Annotated in this window: 20 protein-coding genes; 7 read left to right on the forward strand and 13 right to left on the reverse strand. The window is 46.0% G+C overall.

The features are described 5' to 3' along the window. Positions 1–69: 69 nt before the first annotated feature. Complete coding sequence (locus OEZ43_08595; GenBank protein ID MDH5545637.1) at positions 70–624, forward strand: TM2 domain-containing protein; 555 nt, start codon at positions 70–72, stop codon at positions 622–624. 6 nt (positions 625–630) lie between these two features. Here the strand turns inward: OEZ43_08595 and OEZ43_08600 are convergent, their stop codons facing one another. Together OEZ43_08600 and OEZ43_08605 are read right to left on the reverse strand one after the other, a co-directional pair. Continuing rightward, positions 631–1,773, reverse strand: a complete 1,143-nt coding sequence (locus OEZ43_08600) for an aldo/keto reductase (protein MDH5545638.1) — start codon at positions 1,771–1,773, stop codon at positions 631–633. 12 nt (positions 1,774–1,785) lie between these two features. Then, on the reverse strand, positions 1,786–3,006 hold the full coding sequence (locus OEZ43_08605; protein MDH5545639.1) for an acetoin utilization protein AcuC: 1,221 nt from the start codon (positions 3,004–3,006) through the stop codon (positions 1,786–1,788). 195 nt (positions 3,007–3,201) lie between these two features. Between OEZ43_08605 and OEZ43_08610 the strand changes: the two genes are divergently transcribed. Continuing rightward, positions 3,202–3,519, forward strand: a complete 318-nt coding sequence (locus OEZ43_08610) for a hypothetical protein (GenBank protein ID MDH5545640.1) — start codon at positions 3,202–3,204, stop codon at positions 3,517–3,519. 7 nt (positions 3,520–3,526) lie between these two features. On the opposite strand, the gene OEZ43_08615 is transcribed toward OEZ43_08610, so the two are convergent. The 7 genes from OEZ43_08615 to OEZ43_08645 form a co-directional block, all read right to left on the reverse strand. Further along, positions 3,527–3,919, reverse strand: coding sequence for a response regulator (locus tag OEZ43_08615; protein MDH5545641.1), 393 nt, complete (start codon positions 3,917–3,919; stop codon positions 3,527–3,529). Positions 3,920–4,100: 181 nt separating this feature from the next. After that, complete coding sequence (locus OEZ43_08620) at positions 4,101–5,744, reverse strand: hypothetical protein (protein MDH5545642.1); 1,644 nt, start codon at positions 5,742–5,744, stop codon at positions 4,101–4,103. Positions 5,745–5,907: 163 nt separating this feature from the next. Then, complete coding sequence (locus OEZ43_08625; GenBank protein MDH5545643.1) at positions 5,908–6,609, reverse strand: MBL fold metallo-hydrolase; 702 nt, start codon at positions 6,607–6,609, stop codon at positions 5,908–5,910. 54 nt (positions 6,610–6,663) lie between these two features. Further along, positions 6,664–6,954 (reverse strand): rhodanese-like domain-containing protein, encoded by a 291-nt coding sequence (locus OEZ43_08630; GenBank protein ID MDH5545644.1) that lies wholly within the window; start codon positions 6,952–6,954, stop codon positions 6,664–6,666. Positions 6,955–6,999: 45 nt separating this feature from the next. Continuing rightward, a complete protein-coding gene (locus tag OEZ43_08635) occupies positions 7,000–7,428 on the reverse strand; it encodes a MarR family transcriptional regulator (protein ID MDH5545645.1) in 429 nt (142 codons plus the stop codon). A gap of 116 nt (positions 7,429–7,544) precedes the next feature. Beyond that, the gene (locus OEZ43_08640) at positions 7,545–8,078 is read right to left on the reverse strand and encodes a rhodanese-like domain-containing protein (GenBank protein ID MDH5545646.1); all 534 of its coding nucleotides are present in this window, start codon (positions 8,076–8,078) and stop codon (positions 7,545–7,547) included. Positions 8,079–8,240: 162 nt separating this feature from the next. Beyond that, a complete protein-coding gene (locus OEZ43_08645; GenBank protein ID MDH5545647.1) occupies positions 8,241–8,363 on the reverse strand; it encodes a hypothetical protein in 123 nt (40 codons plus the stop codon). 226 nt (positions 8,364–8,589) lie between these two features. On the opposite strand from OEZ43_08645, the gene OEZ43_08650 reads away from it, so the two are divergent. Together OEZ43_08650 and OEZ43_08655 are read left to right on the forward strand one after the other, a co-directional pair. Further along, positions 8,590–8,763, forward strand: coding sequence for a hypothetical protein (locus OEZ43_08650; protein MDH5545648.1), 174 nt, complete (start codon positions 8,590–8,592; stop codon positions 8,761–8,763). A gap of 106 nt (positions 8,764–8,869) precedes the next feature. Further along, a complete protein-coding gene (locus OEZ43_08655) occupies positions 8,870–11,557 on the forward strand; it encodes a PAS domain-containing protein (protein MDH5545649.1) in 2,688 nt (895 codons plus the stop codon). Positions 11,558–11,593: 36 nt separating this feature from the next. On the opposite strand, the gene OEZ43_08660 is transcribed toward OEZ43_08655, so the two are convergent. Further along, on the reverse strand, positions 11,594–12,145 hold the full coding sequence (locus OEZ43_08660) for a hypothetical protein (protein MDH5545650.1): 552 nt from the start codon (positions 12,143–12,145) through the stop codon (positions 11,594–11,596). 275 nt (positions 12,146–12,420) lie between these two features. Here OEZ43_08660 and OEZ43_08665 point away from each other — a divergent pair, with 275 nt between their 5' ends. After that, a complete protein-coding gene (locus tag OEZ43_08665; protein ID MDH5545651.1) occupies positions 12,421–13,416 on the forward strand; it encodes a hypothetical protein in 996 nt (331 codons plus the stop codon). Here the strand turns inward: OEZ43_08665 and OEZ43_08670 are convergent. Then, the gene (locus OEZ43_08670; protein MDH5545652.1) at positions 13,413–13,799 is read right to left on the reverse strand and encodes a hypothetical protein; all 387 of its coding nucleotides are present in this window, start codon (positions 13,797–13,799) and stop codon (positions 13,413–13,415) included. The two genes, OEZ43_08665 and OEZ43_08670, sit on opposite strands and share 4 nt — an antisense overlap. 118 nt (positions 13,800–13,917) lie before the next feature. On the opposite strand from OEZ43_08670, the gene OEZ43_08675 reads away from it, so the two are divergent. Next, positions 13,918–14,982, forward strand: coding sequence for a methyl-accepting chemotaxis protein (locus tag OEZ43_08675; protein MDH5545653.1), 1,065 nt, complete (start codon positions 13,918–13,920; stop codon positions 14,980–14,982). Position 14,983: 1 nt separating this feature from the next. On the opposite strand, the gene OEZ43_08680 is transcribed toward OEZ43_08675, so the two are convergent. Together OEZ43_08680 and OEZ43_08685 are read right to left on the reverse strand one after the other, a co-directional pair. Further along, positions 14,984–15,382, reverse strand: a complete 399-nt coding sequence (locus OEZ43_08680) for a hypothetical protein (GenBank protein MDH5545654.1) — start codon at positions 15,380–15,382, stop codon at positions 14,984–14,986. Positions 15,383–15,461: 79 nt separating this feature from the next. Further along, on the reverse strand, positions 15,462–15,863 hold the full coding sequence (locus tag OEZ43_08685; GenBank protein ID MDH5545655.1) for a hypothetical protein: 402 nt from the start codon (positions 15,861–15,863) through the stop codon (positions 15,462–15,464). Between the two features lie 349 nt (positions 15,864–16,212). On the opposite strand from OEZ43_08685, the gene OEZ43_08690 reads away from it, so the two are divergent. After that, entirely contained in the window at positions 16,213–16,443 is a 231-nt protein-coding gene (locus OEZ43_08690; GenBank protein ID MDH5545656.1) for a helix-turn-helix transcriptional regulator, read from the forward strand. Positions 16,444–16,475: the final 32 nt, after the last annotated feature.

Below are 16,475 nucleotides of genomic sequence, written 5' to 3' on the forward strand. Positions count from 1 at the left end.
TTTAGGGATGGATAATATCAGCTAATACTCTAGAATTGAAATACTTTCACTCAATTCTGTTGGGATAACATGAGCAGCGCCTGGGAAGAAATCGATCTCCACGGTAAAGGGGTACAGAGCGTTAACAAGCGCTTCATACGCGCGCGCAAACGCCCTCTTTTCGCCTATCTTCTCTGGTTCTTATTTCCACTCGGCGCGCACCGAATTTATCTTCAAAGCGCGCTATTCGCAGCAATATACAGCTCTCTCAGTGCTATCAGTCTTATTCTATACCTCACCGAGACTACTTTCGCCTGGCTGCCACTGTTGAGCATGGGCGTGCTGGCTGTTGTCGATCTTGTTTGGATAGACCGACGCATAATTCAGATTAACAAAGAACTGCGTAGCGCTATCTACTTACAACAAGACAAGGACACCATGCCTGACGCAAATTTTCGAGGAAAATACAGCCCCGATCACGATGATTATCTACGTGACTATACGGATATTAAAAATTCGGAAATCCCTGCGGACAAGCGCGTAGGACAGGATAAACGCGGCAAATCTTATACACCCTCCTTTGCCGAGCAAGAGGCACTATTACGTGAATTGGCGCGCCAAAAACAGGCGAGGACAGAAAAATAGCGTTTCCTATTCCTCTGTGCGTTGATACATCTGCAAATAGGTCTTACGCTCAAGTGGCACTGTTGCCGCTACCTTTAACATATCGTCAAGGTGACGCTCCTGACTCATACCGACTAAAGCCGTACCGATACCTGGCGTTGAACGATTGAACTGCATCGCTCGTTGCGCGGGATTTTCCAGGTCGGAGGTCATCTTAGTCACGATGTCCAGACTCTGCTGCGCGAGTTTGCCCTTCATCAGACTGTGACTCGACATTACATACAGATTGAGCTGATAGGCCGCCTGTACGGTCGATGCAATATTATCCTGACCAGTGGCCTGACTAAAACGCGTAAAGCCTTCCGTCATCACCTGATTAAATGGCATTTGTATAAGCTGAAAATGGTGTTGCCCGTTTCCACCGAGTACTTGTTTTGCGGCTTTTTCCGCCAGACCCAGGAGTGAGGTCAACGACTGAAACATCACATCGTCAGTGGCTACACGAAATCCATTAAAAGTTGAAATTCCGTAACCACGCAAAACACCTTCCGCTACAGCCTTTTCCAATTCGACAAAAACCGGTAAAAGTTTTCGATTTAAATTTTCTTTTCCAATTTCGGCGATATGTATTTCCGGCTGATCTATCAAAAACGCATCCAGCGTATTTACGCCTATCTGTGTGCGTGATTGATCCAGCTGATGACGAATATGGGCCGGTGTCAGTAAGTGGCAACTCGCCGCAAGATCTTCCAAACTTCCTAGCCCTTGTGCAACAATCTCTGATTCAAACCAATTGTTAAAATCAGCAGGCGGTCCATCGGGAAAACACAGAAAGCCTCCCTTTGAAACAATATATACCGCCTCTCGCGCGACGCCTTGATCGAACGCTTTCTGCAAGCCTAAACCGACAGCCTTTAACGATCGTCCATAGCGATAGTGTGTAGCGGTATCAATCACATTGATTCCGCCACCCACGGCTCTCGCCACGATATCGGCAATCGCGCGATCTACCTGCCCATCCGCAAGACCAGGAAAAGTACCGATGCCGAGACTACTGAGTCGCATGCGTGTTTTGAGAAATTCACTAAAATGTCCTACGGCAGTAAACCCTGCACACAACTCCGCATAGTGTTTCGTGCCCTGTGCTGTGGCAAAACCTTCAATCAACAATGTCCCGCCTCGCTATCGAAATAGTGGATGGTGTTCCCCTATCCGCTGTATTAACTCCCGAATCTCAGATCGAATTTCGCCTTCCTGCGCAGCATCAAATCGCCGCTGGAAAAATGTCGAAAAATAGTCTTCATCCTCATCCAGATCCCATTCGACCGCGCGCAGTAAATCTCCTGCTTGCGAGGGTAGCTCATCACTCAACTCTCGTCCGCTCAGCACCGCCCACACACCTGCCCAGCAACGCGCCAAAGCAAGAGGATGATAACCTCCACCGCCAAGCACTGCTAAGCGCGGCCCGCCGGACTCGGCTAGCGGCGCCGTTTTCAAAACCTGCTCAAGCACCTCGAGAAATAACTGTGTCGATATGGAAAATTTTCCTAATGGGTCTGGCATCAGAATATCTGTTCCGGCCTGCAACACTATCGCCTGCGGTTTAAAACTTTGTAACATTGGCTGCCAAAGCTGAGTAAACACATAGCGGTATTCACTATCATTGGTCTTTTCGGGAAGAGGAACATTGAGCGCCAAGCCGTTCTCTCCCCATTGATCCCAATGACCACCGCTAAACGGATAGGCCTTACCCGTATCCATATGAATCGAAAACGTCAGCACTGAATCATCATTCCAAAACGCATATTCGACACCATCACCATGATGTGCGTCGATATCGAGGTACAACACACGCAAGCCCTCCCCGCGCAGCCTTAAAATCGCCAACGCTGGGTCATTAAAAAAACAGAAGCCGCAGGCTTTGTCAGGCAAGGCGTGATGCATACCTCCAGCAGGACTGAAAGCCGGTATTCCTCGAAGCGCATATTCTGCCGCCTGAATGCTACCACCAGTGGCCGTAGCCGGCGTGGTATAAAATCCCGGAAACCAGGGATTCTCCGCAGTCCCGATATTAAACCGTTGGCGGTATTCTCGACTCACCCTCCCCTGCTCTTCACTTAGTCGCATTGCCTGAAGATAAGGCGCCGTGTGGAACATCAATAACTCATCTTCGCTAGCCATACGCGATGGTACAAACTCATCTGAGCCAATCGCGTTAAGCGCCTTAATCAAGTCATAGGTCAAGGAGACTCGTGGAATACCCAGAGGGTGATTTGCCCCATAACTATGCTTACGGTAGCGCTCTGCGGCGATAAACACGGCACGCCGGCTTGCCACCGACATTGCTCCTTTAGATCCATGACTGAGGTTTTTTTGCGGTTTCTTTTCCAAAAGAAATGCCATTACTTTCTCCCGGTTTCCCCTACCCAACTGAAAACAATCTCATTCTAATCGACTTGGCGAATTCAAGATAATCCATGTCATCAGCCTTAATAGCAACAATTAAGAAACGTAAATTCAAATCGCCTATCGAGATTCCCCTCTTTATTTTTCTGCTACTATTCCGAAACAGATACAAACCACTTCCAGGAGATCATCATGTCTAAGCTGGTACGCAGTATTCGACTCAACAACCTTGAATACAACGTCAATAGAGATCCTCAGATCTATCGCCGATTGATCAATCAGGAATTTCGGCTCACGGTGATGTTAGACGGGAGTGGTGAGGCGCAAGTGAGTTTTTTTGTGGACGGCAAGAACGAACAGCAAAAATTTCAGCTTCCGGGAAAATTTGACTATCGTTTCAGCTTTGGCAGCGAGGGAAGCCGGACGGGAATCGTTCAGATCCAAAAAGATAACGAAAAACTGGAATACACATTGAGACTCGATACCTTGGAAGAGCATTGGCGGGTTTAGCGGATTCCTATTCGCTCATGGTCGTGTAACGCTGCACGACCTCCAATAGTCTTATGACGTCCACAGGCTTAGTCAGGTAGTCATCGAATCCCGCTTCGCGCCCCTTTTCCATATCCGTCGGCATCACGTTCGCGCTCAAGGCCACGCATGGGATATGACGCAATTCAGGCGACTCTTTAATCGCTTTTACAATTTCCAAACCGCTCATACCCGGAAGGTTGATATCCACAATCAACAGGCTGGGTTTATAGGTTTGAGCGAGATTAATTCCCAAAACACCGTTTGGCGCGGAATGAAATTCCACATTATCGAGTTTAGCCAGAATCTGCTCGACCAGTTTCAGGTTGGCAAGATTGTCCTCAATATAGATAACACTCTTTTTTTTGATGGATTCCGTCATTCTGTCAAATCCTGAGCCCTTACAAACAACCAAATATTATTCCCAGCACGCACCGTGCCGATGACTTTGAGCACATTAACATTCATTTCTTCAAGCGCAAAGTGTAACGGTAGAACCACAAGAAGAAAATAAAAAAGGCCGACACAGAGTGTCGGCCTTCACGTTACAAACCAAATATTGACTATGGAACTAGTACTGCTGGATTAGCACAGTCAACTTGTACTGGACCATCTGTACCGTCCATGTCATAGCAGTTAGGCGCTGCCAGTGACACTTCGTGAGTTATGTCTGTGCCATCAGCTGCCGCACCAATTTCAACTGCGGTGATATTTAGCGGACCAGCAGCCTTGATTTCGAAGATCTCATGGTGCTTATTCCAAGTACTACCATCAGTTTCTGTTATCAACTCATCATAGCTATTATCCATGCTAACCGCTGTACCAGCCGCCGCAGTCACGTGGAATGAACCTGCGTTATCCCATGGACCATTGTGATCGGTACCAGAGTTCGCAAAATCTACCTTCACATCCAGAGCAACATCGGTAGTAATGGTTTTGGTACCGATTTGGGCAAGACCCGTGATATCAGCTGCACTAATTTTGATGGAATCGCTACTGTTGGAAACATTAGTAGGATCAGCAACAAAAGTCTGTTTCCAGGTACTGTCTACCGCTATGCCCGTAGGACCAACACTCAGACCTGTCACCTTGATAGATTCGCTACCTAGGGTACTATTGATAACGACTTCGCCCGTCAACTTAGCCAAAACCAGCTTGAATGTGGACTCAATTTCAGTTTCATGCCACACGCTTGTATCGTCATAGTGGCCATCCATATAGTGGTCAGTACCCATGAAATTGACAGCCGCTACACCCAATGTTGTTTTGATGGTGCTGTTATTGGTATCGAGCAATACTTTAACCAAAGGCGCTTTTGCGATATGAACATCAGTTCCAGTCGTCGCGTCTGTCACAATTACGTCTTCGATAACACCGAATCCTGCGCCATAAGTACCATCCGCATTGTCTTTAAGACCAAGACGAACCACACCGTGCATATTGGCAGGCAGTCTCATGCTTTGCTCTACGGTGAGACCTGCGGTCGTCTCAACATCGGTGACCATACTCTTGAAACCAGAAAGCTCACCCTGGAGATACCATTCGTCCGGACTATATCCGAATCCGATGGGCTTTAGGTCTTTATATGTAAGCACGAACACACCCGCGTTATCAGCTGCCAGGGTGTGTACTAAACGTGCGTTAGTTGCCAAGGCCTCACAAGGTTTGTCTGGAACAGTATCGTACATATCTGTAGTCGGATTGTATTCATCACGAACGCAGATTACGCTGATGGAAGCTGTTTTCACTTTCCAAGTGATGACATTGCCTACATGGCTCTCTTTCTCCAGATGAGAAACGATTTCGTCAAAAAACATCCCTATTGGGTCATCACCAGTTACGCGACCACTAAGTTTGCCCATCATTGAAGAAGCGCCCTTAAGCATTTTTGCCATTGTTTGGTCGCCGCTTTGGTTCGAGCCATCATCCAGAGCCGTTAGTACAGTATCTGTACCACCGATCAGATGACCAACTGCTGGAGCCAATTTGTTCACCAGGTTGTAGCGCACGTTAGTCATAGCTGTAGTGGAATCAACTTCAACAACAGTTGTCGCTTCAGTGAACTTGCTGCCGTCTACGGCGACGATGTCGCTACCAGAGGAAACGTCATTCCCAGCCAGCAGCTCATCAAGTACTCCGGTTTCGTGTAAACAGGCTGTTGTTGATAAGGCCAACACGCCTGCCATCAAAAATTTGGATTTCATCATTTTCTCTCCTGAAATTATCTATTACTCTCGGCTTTTTCCTATCGTCTTATCAGGGGAGGAACTTGACTCACTAATACCAAGGGGTCTCAAAAAATGGGAATTCGGGCACAAAAAAAAACGGAAGGCTAAGCCTTCCGTTCTAACTATTTACAATTGTTACAAATTACGCAGCATTTGCGTCATTTAATCCACACACCAGATTTCCCGGTACCGCGACATCAATGCGCTTAGGCTTGGGCAGGTTCATGGTGTCCATGATGTGCATAAAATCGGCTTTTGGCTTGTGATTACCCAATCTAGGGTTTAGTGCCTTTTCTTCGCCTATTGTGGACTGAGTAAAACCTTCATAGTCGTGGCCCGGGTAAACCGCGGTCTCATCCGGCAGGTTAAATAACTTTGCGTGTATAGACTCATACAAAGTCGAGGAATTACCTTGTTGAAAATCTGTACGGCCGCAAGCACGGATCAAAAGCGCGTCTCCAGAAAAGACGGCACCATCTATTAAGTAACTGATATCACCATTGGTGTGGCCAGGGGTGTGCATTGCGACAACTTTCTGATCACCCAAAGAAAACACCTGATCATCGACTATTTGTATATCCGCGCACTTCGCGCCACCTTCGGCATGCACTCCAACTTTACATCCCAGCTGCTTGCGCAACTCACCCGCGCCGGTCACGTGATCGGCGTGCACATGCGTTTCAAGCGCGTACTTCAAGGTAAGACCCAGGTCTTTGATATACTTCGCGTCGCGCCCCACGCGTTCTTTCACAGAGTCGATAATCGCGGCTTCCTTTGTGGTCTCATCCCATATCAGATAGGTGTAAGTCCAGGTATCTTGATCAAACAGTTGACGGATCTTCATACAGCCTCCTTAGTTAGAATATTATCTATTACTAATATAAAAGGGCAAAAAATTTTACCCTTGCATGTAGTTTTGTAACGAACCTACGTTGTGAACACTGCTAAAGCCCATGCTGTTGAGTATCATCTGCGCCTGGGCGCTACGACCACCACTCAAACAATACACAACCACTGGCTTAGTGATATCAAGTTTGTTTGCCAGGTGGGGAATCATATTCACTGGAATATTTACCGCGCCTGGGACCGCGCCCATGCCATATTCCTGAGGATTGCGTACATCTACGATCTGCGCACCGTGCTCCTGAACCAGGCGACGAGCTTCTGAACCTGAAATAATCCGCATCATTTTCTGCCTCCAATTCGCTAAAAGTAAAAACAAAAATATTGTGGTCTATGCTTTGAGCTTATCGCACAACCCGATCAGGAGATGGCGTTCATTTTCATCAAGACGACCTAACAACTGTTGCTGAACTTCCAGTCTCACTGGCTTCACCTTGTCTAACAATTGTCGGCCTGTGTCCGTCAGAATATAGGCCTGCTCCCGAGTACCCGCGATACTTTCACGTCCTATCCATCCGTTTTTTTCCATGACCTGTAGCTTACGACTCAGTACGCTACGTTCACTCTCTGTCTCATCAGCAATGTCCCGAATGGTACATTTGCCTTGCTGTGCTATCAGATTCAGTACCGGTAACTGAGTTGCCCGAATACCGAATGGCCGATAGGCATCGTCATACGTCTTTAACACCACATGGCTGGCTCGAAGCATTTGAAGATTCATACACTTCAGTTGTTCAGAATCAGGCGTCAAAGTGGACATGAGCTAGCTCTCGCGCTTCGTGTATATGCATTAATGTATATGCACTTTACTCGGAAGTCAACCTCGGAAAAACAGGTGAATCTTATTGCTACACAATTGTGTTATAAATCTTATAGTCACTCGCAATTACCCGCAGCCTGGCAATATGCTTTCCTCAAAGACGGATCTGTGCGATTCCACGGCGCCTTTGCCAACAATGATGCGACAGCGCAATTCCCAGTCAAACCAGCCATCAGCAAGCCACCGCCAAATACGATAGTGGCAACAGAAAACCATTGATTCACAAATGCACCAAGGGCCGCAAAAACTACAAGCAGGCAACCTACAATGATTTGCATTTGGCGCATGAGTGGCAACGGCGCCTTGGCAGCGGCCTGCACTTCCATGCCTTGCTCCTTCCAAGCCACGATGCCCCCGGGGAAGACCGAATAGGAATGTGCATCGTTATATCCAAGCCCTTGCGCCTGCGCCAATGCCTGAGCAGCTCTGGCACCGCTACGGCACATAAGCACAATTTCTTTATCTTTCAATTGATTAAGTATGCCAGGTGCGACGGTTGTGAAAACCGAAAGCGGCACATTAATCGAATGTTTTACATGCTCCTGCTCATATTCGTCGCGCTCACGCACGTCGAGTATTACCCTCGTCATAGTTGGCCTCATATTTAGAATATAACTAATTAATGAAACGCTAATATATACATCAGGGTAATGAATTTCAAGTACGTGGTTCACATGAAGGCTTTGTTTCAACCCCTGTAAGCCCACTAGACAAAAATAAGCGCCAGACTTATCTACATTGATATTTTCCGGTCATCGATTGAACGAGTCCGCTTGCCGAACTATTGCTGCGCGGCGTTCCTCACGCCAGACCTTGACAAACCAGACAACAATTACTGATAACAGCCCAATCAGTAATACGGTTAGTCCACTCATAAAACCTCCATGATGTTTTTTGATTCTTTATATCCTTGTTTCAGTAACGAAACAGCAGCGCCTCCATTTGAGAAAAATCTGGCGACGTGGTCAATAACCCATTTCGGCTATGCCGTTTATAACTTTTTATTTCACTGTGATGTTTCTCACAGCCGTACGCCGGACTTTTGCCGTTAAATGAATAGTCAGGACAAACAAAACAGTCACAGCAGCGAGAGTAGCCATCATGAAAACACAGCTTTATCTTGTAGAGGAAAATAACTATTTTGAGGACGATAATGACTATCACTTATCATCACAGGCAACCCCCTCAGAACACATCGATATATGGCATACCTTTTTTCCTATTGATGACGACGACTGGGATGACATCTTCAGTGATGGCGTTATCACGCCATAGAGCAATCATTTGAATAGAATTTCAATATAAAAAAGGCGTGATGCTTCCCTCGCAAACATGCTAGATTGTGATGTTTTATAGACATCATATTCAAGAGGGAACGCATATGGTTCACTCTCGCTTGCCTGTAGGCTTACTACTACTCGTAGCGTCGGGAGCTGTTCGGGCACAGATCACAACGACCGATGTAAGTACACACCTTCCTGCATCATCAATAATTCTGCCGACTCTCGTCGGTGTTATAGTCGTACTCTCCTACTACATCTGGCGTCTCAGAAAAAAGGATCACAAAACCGAAGACTCGACGCTATTCCAACAACTGGCGGAAAATATACGGGAGACCTTCTGGGTTTTGTCTCCAGACTTTACGCAAATTCTTTATATTAGCCCCGCATACGAACGTATTTGGGGTAAAACGCGCGAGAGCCTTATTGCTCGCCCACAATCCTGGCTTGAAAGCATACATCCTGATGATAAAGCGTCGGTGTCAAAAGCACTCAACGACTCCCAAAGCGGCATCGCTGAAGTATTGGAAATTCCCGAATTTCGTATTCTACGACCTGATGGCGGCGTACGATGGATAATGATGCGCTGCTACCCCGTTCGCGATAAGCAGGGCAATCTTCAACGAATAACCGGACTCACTGAAGATATTACGCAAAGAAAACTGATTGCAGAATCCTTACAATCTACCAACCGTGTTCTGGAGACTATGGGAGGCAGCACTCGCGCTATCGTGCGCGCTGAGTCGGAACAAGAATTATTACAACAAGTTTGCAAGAATCTCGTCGATGCCGGCGGTTATCAATTAGCATGGGTTGGTTTTAAACGTGAAGACGTCGATCGTTCAGTTTCCATCAATGCCTATGCCGGAGACTCTCAACAATATCTAAACAAGATACAGGTCGGCTGGGGCGACAATGAACAAGGCCAGGGCCCAACTGGCAATGCCATTCGCTCTGGAAAGACACAGATTAATCAAGCGTCGACAAAAAATGTTTTGTTCGCCCCATGGCGAGCCAAAGCCTTGCAATTCCAACTCTCGTCGTCGGCATCTCTGCCATTGCGTATTGATGGCGTAGTGATCGGCGCGCTGAATTTATATTCGTCAAAACTAAACGCTTTTTCAGAAAAAGAAATCTTGATGCTCGAGAACCTAGCTGATGACTTATCTTTTGGCATCACTTCCTTACGATACCGTTCGGCTCTAAACGAAACAAAGCGTCAATTAACGGCAACCTTGGAACATATTACTAATCTGACAGAGACCATTCCCGACATACTTTATCAAATTGACAAAGATGGAAAATTGATTTCATGGAACCGCAAATTGCAGGAGATAACCGGCTATGGCCCCGTAGAACTGGCGCAGAAAAATCTCATCGACATTTTGGAAAACGACGAAGAAAACTGGGCGGAACAACGACTGCACGCGGTTTTCACATCTGGTGAAAGCGACGATCGTTTCAACATTGTCAATACTGACAATGAAAAACTGCCGTTTCATTTTAGAAGTCGAATTTTTCATGATGCAGACGGCAACGTCGTTGGCGCAACGGGTATTGCAAGATATCTGGGAGACGAGCTTCGCGCCAAGCGCGAATATGAACAAGTACAACACCAATTACAACAAGCCCAAAAAATGGAAGCCGTTGGTCAGCTTACCGGGGGTATTGCACACGACTTCAATAATATTCTTACAATCATAATAGGGTACATCGGCCTAATGCAGGATGAAGGCAACAATATAAAACCACCCATGAGAAGCTATCTCGATGAAATATATCATGCCGCTTATCGCGCCAGAGATCTAGTCAGCCAATTACTTACGTTTTCACGCACAGATACTCTGGAACGCGAGCTCCTGTCTATTGATCCTATATTAAAAGAACTCACAAGAATGATAAGAGCAACCATACCCAGTAGCATCGATATACGGGTTCGTACTCACGACGAAGGAAAGTTGCTGAACGGAAATCCCGTTCAACTTCATCAATGTATAACAAATCTTGTCATCAATGCACGCGACGCTATCGAAGAACAGGGAACGATCAATATTGAAACTCATATTGCTAATAACGTGCAGGGAGTTTGCAACTCTTGTCATGAGTCGTTTGAAGGCAATTACATATCTCTTACAGTAGCTGATACAGGCGGTGGTATTCCACGCAGTTTGAGCGAGCGGATATTTGACCCTTTTTTCACCACCAAACCTCTTGGCAAGGGAACAGGAATGGGGCTCCCCATGGTGCATGGCATTGTTCATAAACATAATGGCCACATCAGGCTTACTAGCGACGGCGAAGGTACCCAATTCGAGATTTTACTGCCCTACGAAGAAAATCATTCCACGAAGAAAATTCGTCTCGTTCATTCAAAAGACGAAAAGGTGACGTCATCTGGAAAAAACCGACATATTCTACTGGTCGACGATGAGTTATCGATTACCCATTTCATGCAGGAGTTGCTTAATTTAAAGGGTTACCAAGTGACTACATTCAACTCAAGTCTCGAGGCCTTGAGTTATTATGAAAGCCACACTCGCGATTTCGATGTCGTTATCACTGACCAGACCATGCCTCGCTTAACGGGCAAACAACTTATACAAAGACTACTCGCCATCAATCCAGGTCAAAAAATAATTTTATGCTCAGGCTATAGCGAGGAAATTGATGAATCCAAAGCACTAGAAGTAGGTGCATATTGTTATTTGAACAAACCGATTGAAAACGAACAGCTTATCAAAAAACTGGAAGAATTATTCGCGAAGTCTGAAGCGAGTGTGCTGGCCTGACCAAGAGGTCAGACCAGCAGCGATATAATAGAAAATTTAGAAGTTATAGAAGAAGCTCACGCCAGGTCTGGGCTCCACGAAGACTAAGCCTTTCTCATTCAACTGCAGATCACGAAAACTTGCGATGTAGGTCAAGTCCAAAGACAAGGCAAATCCTCTTTGCGCTGGATTGCCGATATCCATTCCGATTCCGGCTCCAATATGAAAATAGTCGCTCTTTTCCTGCAAATAAGTTAAAGGATCTTCATATTCTGCGCCAATCTCAACTTCCGCGCCCATTAAAACCTTTAACGCAACTGGAAAAAACTGCTCAGAAAAATTGGTATAGTGTATATACCTGCCAACCATTAACGCCAAGTCGCCGTATTTATCACCCTGGTCTTTGTTGTAATAGGCGATCATACCGGCCTGAAAATAGTTATCGCCCATGTAGCGACGATACATCATACCTTTCCCGGTAATCCATCCAACACTCACGCCCAGCGCATCAGATGCCCGATTTTCCGGTGTAGGGGCTGAACTTCCCGAAGCGCTTACCAAACCAGGTAACAATGCGATACAGATCGCCAATACAAGATGTTTTTTCATCAATAGATCCTCTGTTTTTTATTTTCCCGCATAGCAATTTGCTGCGCGATGTTATGCCAAATTTGCTATATGCAAGAATATACCTCTAGCTTATATCAATGGGCTGACATTCAACAACCAAGTTTTCTTTGATTGTTTTAAATAGTAAGATGAAGGCGCTATATGGGCGAATAGACAAAAAGCGCAGTTCTTTGACATGCGCAAACACAATTTGTAACTTACGGCAGTATCGCTGCAAAGACGACTGCCCTGAGATCCAAAGACAAGAATACCCTATGTATACACGTCTCCTATTACTAAGCATCCTGAGCCTGCTGCTGATTTTTGGAAGCGCCTGTTCAAGCACACGCGTACTTACCACGGAAGAAAACATCTCTATCAAGATAAAAAGTTTGTTGTATAAACGTTCAGGAACATACTTTCGGGCGCAGCACATCGACGTCACACCCCAAAAAGTCATCGCGGTCACGAATACCGGGGAGCAAGTGGAACTGGACCGGGACGACGTGCTGGCAATTGAAAACACAGATCGAAAAAAAGGCATGTTGAGAGGCGCTGGCTACGCCGCGCTAGGCGCTGCTGGGCTGACGGCCACCTTAACGAGCTCCGCATTCGCATCTGTGTTTCCTCCAGCGGCCATTAGTTTAGGTTTGGTCGGAGGTGGTATAGGATTTCTTGGTGGTTATCACGAAACCATTTTTTTACAGAGCAGCAAACCGACCTCATCCGAAAACAGCCGCGAAGATCAAATACCCTGGGAACGTAGTAAGTTTTATGTCGGCGTGGAAACGGGCCCCATCTGGGCAAAATCTCCTGCCTCCGGCCTCTCTACCAGCATAACCCGGCTCGCGTCGTCCAGTTCGGTTTACCCGGTTTTAGAATTCGGTATGACATTGAATCCCCATACCCTTATGGGAGTCCGTTTTGGAAGTATGTTAATCTCCCGTTATGAAAAACAAGTCAGTACCTTCGAAGACTTTAGTGACCTTACGTTTGTAACCACATTATTTCCGAAGAAACGCGGTCTGTTCTGGCGCGCGGGCGGCGGCCTGACGGAATACATTCAAACAGATGATTTATACGACCCATACCATGCGAGTCATAACAACAACTCCACGCTAGGCTTGAACGCCTTGATAGGTCTTGGATATGCTAGCCGGCTAAGCCGACATATGCATCTAACGTTCGGCTCGGACTTGAACAATTATTTCCTTAGCCATTCCAGATCTGGACATGTGTTGAATCTTCATCTTGGCCTTTACTGGTATTAACCCCAGTCATATTGCTTAATGAAAAGCGGTAAGATCGCTATGATTTCATCCCGGCTAAAAAAGCGATCTGCTCGCGACATGCGCATTTCGTTTTGTAACTCCTCGCTACCGCCGAAACAAAAAACCGGCAACATAATCTGATGTTGCATACGGATGTCGCGGATTACGTCGAGAGGATCAAATACGTCCACTTCATCAAGGTCCAGAAGCAGGAATCGAAACAATAGAAGATCACCCCAGTCTCCAAGATCCTCAAGATCTGTCACAGAAGAGGCAACCCAGTCCTCGGGAATACTATTTTTTATCCTGGAAATCATAGACATGTCGTTAGACATGATGATAATCCGTTTTTCCATTCGCTTTTCAATCGTTGGGTAAACCATCTACCACCTCTATGCTCCCTGCATGTTGACCATAAGGCGCTGGAACTTCAGAAATTTCTGGCGCTGTCGATATTTCTTAAGGTAATTGGCTGAGTATAAACAATAGTTCGCTGAATATATGAAGAAAAAAAGTATCTTACGTCAACTATTTCTATCATTTGTTGGATTTGGCATGTTTATGGGCATTGTTTTTCCGTTCTATGCCAATTTCTTTGTGGAATGGAAGCCAGGTATGCTGATCTGGTTTGTTGTTGGCTGTCTGGTAGCCGGTTCCAGCATTGGCCTGTTCAGCTACGCCATAACCCAACAAGTTCTGATAAAGAAATTGGCGCGTATTGCTAGCGTTGCCAATTCCATAAGCCAACGAGATATAAGCCAGCGTTGCGTCATTGAGAGTGACGACATCATAGGCTCGATAGCCGACAGCATGAATGGCATGGCGGATAGCCTGAATGAAGTGGTGTCCGAAATCAACGAGCTTTCTAAAAACTTGCAATCGGTCTCTAGCATCTTGGCAGACAAAGCCAAGCTAACCAGTGACGGCGTGGCGTCTCAGCTACGTGAAATTGAGGATATTAATCAGGAACTCCGTGGTATAGAGGCTATATCGGAATCTTCGCTGGAGGCAGCCGAACAATCCGCAAATTTTCTGGAAAGCAAAATGTCCGAAATGTCTTCCTCTGTTGGGGTGCTAGCTTCCCATACCGTAGACATTTCAAACATGCTGGAAAATATCACTCGAATCACAAGTAAAACCAATATCCTGGCAATTAACGCCTCTATTGAATCGGCGCGCGCTGGTGAACAGGGGCGTGGGTTTTCGGTAGTGGCGGAAGAAATCCGTCAACTCGCCGGTAAAACCCAGCAAGCGACAAACGATGTTCTCAGCAATAGTGCGATTCTCAGTAAGCATTCCGAAAATGCGCTGGCATCACTACAAAATCACAATCAAGATGACAACACAAATGATATTTCCAAATTGAAACAAGTCGTGGAAAGCGCTCGTAACAGACAAAAATCAGCCGTTTTACACATCTTCGATAAGGTCAAGGAAATTGAAGCCATACTTGAAGCCACAAATACCGGCAGTCACGAAACCCTGGATCAAAGTAAAACATTAACCAGGCATATAGAGGACTTCAACACTATTATTCGAACCTTCAAGCTGGACCATACTGCATAGCTCACGCACCGTCGGAATCCCCGGCATCCTGCTGGTAGAAATGTTCGAAATAAAAATCACGCTGCTTGAGATCCTGATATAACAAACTTCTTTCCGCAAAGCCCTGCTCCATCACCTTTATCAATGCCTGCGCCTGATCGCCATCAACGATATGCATACGCCCGAGCAAATCCTGATCTGTCCGCAAAAAATGCTCGATAAATTCGCCGCTATCATCTACATAAACAAGAAACGACTTCGCGTTAGCATCCATGGGGTCTAAAGGCTGCATCACTAACTTGCCCAGCCAGGCAATTCTCGCCACCTGGTTAAATTGATTGATATCCAGCTTCGCCCCAGCTTTATACTTGCGCAATTCATTCTTAATTGCGCCGATATCTGTAACCTTGATATCTTTCATTACCGTTCACTCCACATGATTTGAAGCTACACTCCCAACGCGTCTTTGGCCACGCAATGCGCAGCGTGAAAAACCACGTTTATACATCTTCTGCGTGACATTTTTGTCCGCTTTGCGCAAGATACTCAAGAACGCAATTTGCATGGCTATTTTTAACCAAATGATTTACCTTGGTTTCAGCGGTAGATTCCGAGCTCATGCTGGCTAAAAGAAAAAAGCGCTCCAGTCCCTGCTTTGCCCATGGCGATGAACTTACGGGAATCAAATCCAGCATTCCTTTGTGCTCGCCAATACGATATTTCATCTGTCGGTTTGTTTGAGCAACGCTATCCATATCGGCTTCAGGTTTCAATAGCTCGGTGGCAAGCGATTGGTTAAAACTGGAAACAGATATCTGCGTACTCACCACGGTATGAGTATACTGCGTTTTAGTAACACTCATACTATTCATATCGCAACAGCAGTGCATTTCAGATGACATACAATTTCTCCTGTCTGGTTTGCCTGGAGACGGTTTATGCAACACCACTTCCCAATTGATCAAAATATGTTCGGACGTACAGGTGCGTGTATAGCAAAATACTGCGGGATATATAGAATCCAATTTGTCGGACATACTCAACATGATTTGCTTCATACCGCGAGCTTAGGAAAAGTTTTGCCGCGTTACGCGTCTTATTGCCGTTTATCTAGTTATTCAAATTGATCATTTTGTGTGAATACACTTCGTTTACTGAACGAGAGTACAGGTTTCTGTATCCGGTGAAGCAATAGTCAAATCATTGGCACAATCCTGGCAAAAATACTTTTATGCCAGAGGTTGCAAACACATGGAACAACAGACGCCAAAATCACTACTGACTTCTCGCGAGAAAACCGTTCTGCGCTGGGCTATGGAAGGAAAAAGTGCATGGGAAATCGGCACAATACTCGGTATTACGGAGCGGACAGTCAAATTTCATTTTACTAACATCTATCGCAAGATGGGGGTCAGCTCACGATCTCAGGCGATTGTACAAGCCCTGGGAAAAGGCATCGTCAACCTGGGTTCTATTGCTTGAAGATGGCTTCCTGATAAGGGTAAGATGAAGAC

This window comes from Gammaproteobacteria bacterium (genome assembly GCA_029881255.1).
Classification (GTDB): domain Bacteria; phylum Pseudomonadota; class Gammaproteobacteria; order S012-40; family S012-40; genus JAOUMY01.

Coding starts and splice junctions, on each gene's coding strand:
- OEZ43_08595 (MDH5545637.1), top strand. CDS start 70: ATGAGCAGCGCCTGGGAAGAAATCGATCTCCACGGTAAAGGGGTACAG.
- OEZ43_08605 (MDH5545639.1), bottom strand. CDS start 3,006: ATGGCATTTCTTTTGGAAAAGAAACCGCAAAAAAACCTCAGTCATGGA.
- OEZ43_08610 (MDH5545640.1), top strand. CDS start 3,202: ATGTCTAAGCTGGTACGCAGTATTCGACTCAACAACCTTGAATACAAC.
- OEZ43_08615 (MDH5545641.1), bottom strand. CDS start 3,919: ATGACGGAATCCATCAAAAAAAAGAGTGTTATCTATATTGAGGACAAT.
- OEZ43_08620 (MDH5545642.1), bottom strand. CDS start 5,744: ATGATGAAATCCAAATTTTTGATGGCAGGCGTGTTGGCCTTATCAACA.
- OEZ43_08625 (MDH5545643.1), bottom strand. CDS start 6,609: ATGAAGATCCGTCAACTGTTTGATCAAGATACCTGGACTTACACCTAT.
- OEZ43_08630 (MDH5545644.1), bottom strand. CDS start 6,954: ATGATGCGGATTATTTCAGGTTCAGAAGCTCGTCGCCTGGTTCAGGAG.
- OEZ43_08635 (MDH5545645.1), bottom strand. CDS start 7,428: ATGTCCACTTTGACGCCTGATTCTGAACAACTGAAGTGTATGAATCTT.
- OEZ43_08640 (MDH5545646.1), bottom strand. CDS start 8,078: ATGACGAGGGTAATACTCGACGTGCGTGAGCGCGACGAATATGAGCAG.
- OEZ43_08645 (MDH5545647.1), bottom strand. CDS start 8,363: ATGAGTGGACTAACCGTATTACTGATTGGGCTGTTATCAGTAATTGTT.
- OEZ43_08650 (MDH5545648.1), top strand. CDS start 8,590: ATGAAAACACAGCTTTATCTTGTAGAGGAAAATAACTATTTTGAGGAC.
- OEZ43_08655 (MDH5545649.1), top strand. CDS start 8,870: ATGGTTCACTCTCGCTTGCCTGTAGGCTTACTACTACTCGTAGCGTCG.
- OEZ43_08660 (MDH5545650.1), bottom strand. CDS start 12,145: ATGAAAAAACATCTTGTATTGGCGATCTGTATCGCATTGTTACCTGGT.
- OEZ43_08665 (MDH5545651.1), top strand. CDS start 12,421: ATGTATACACGTCTCCTATTACTAAGCATCCTGAGCCTGCTGCTGATT.
- OEZ43_08670 (MDH5545652.1), bottom strand. CDS start 13,799: ATGGTTTACCCAACGATTGAAAAGCGAATGGAAAAACGGATTATCATC.
- OEZ43_08675 (MDH5545653.1), top strand. CDS start 13,918: ATGAAGAAAAAAAGTATCTTACGTCAACTATTTCTATCATTTGTTGGA.
- OEZ43_08680 (MDH5545654.1), bottom strand. CDS start 15,382: ATGAAAGATATCAAGGTTACAGATATCGGCGCAATTAAGAATGAATTG.
- OEZ43_08685 (MDH5545655.1), bottom strand. CDS start 15,863: ATGTCATCTGAAATGCACTGCTGTTGCGATATGAATAGTATGAGTGTT.
- OEZ43_08690 (MDH5545656.1), top strand. CDS start 16,213: ATGGAACAACAGACGCCAAAATCACTACTGACTTCTCGCGAGAAAACC.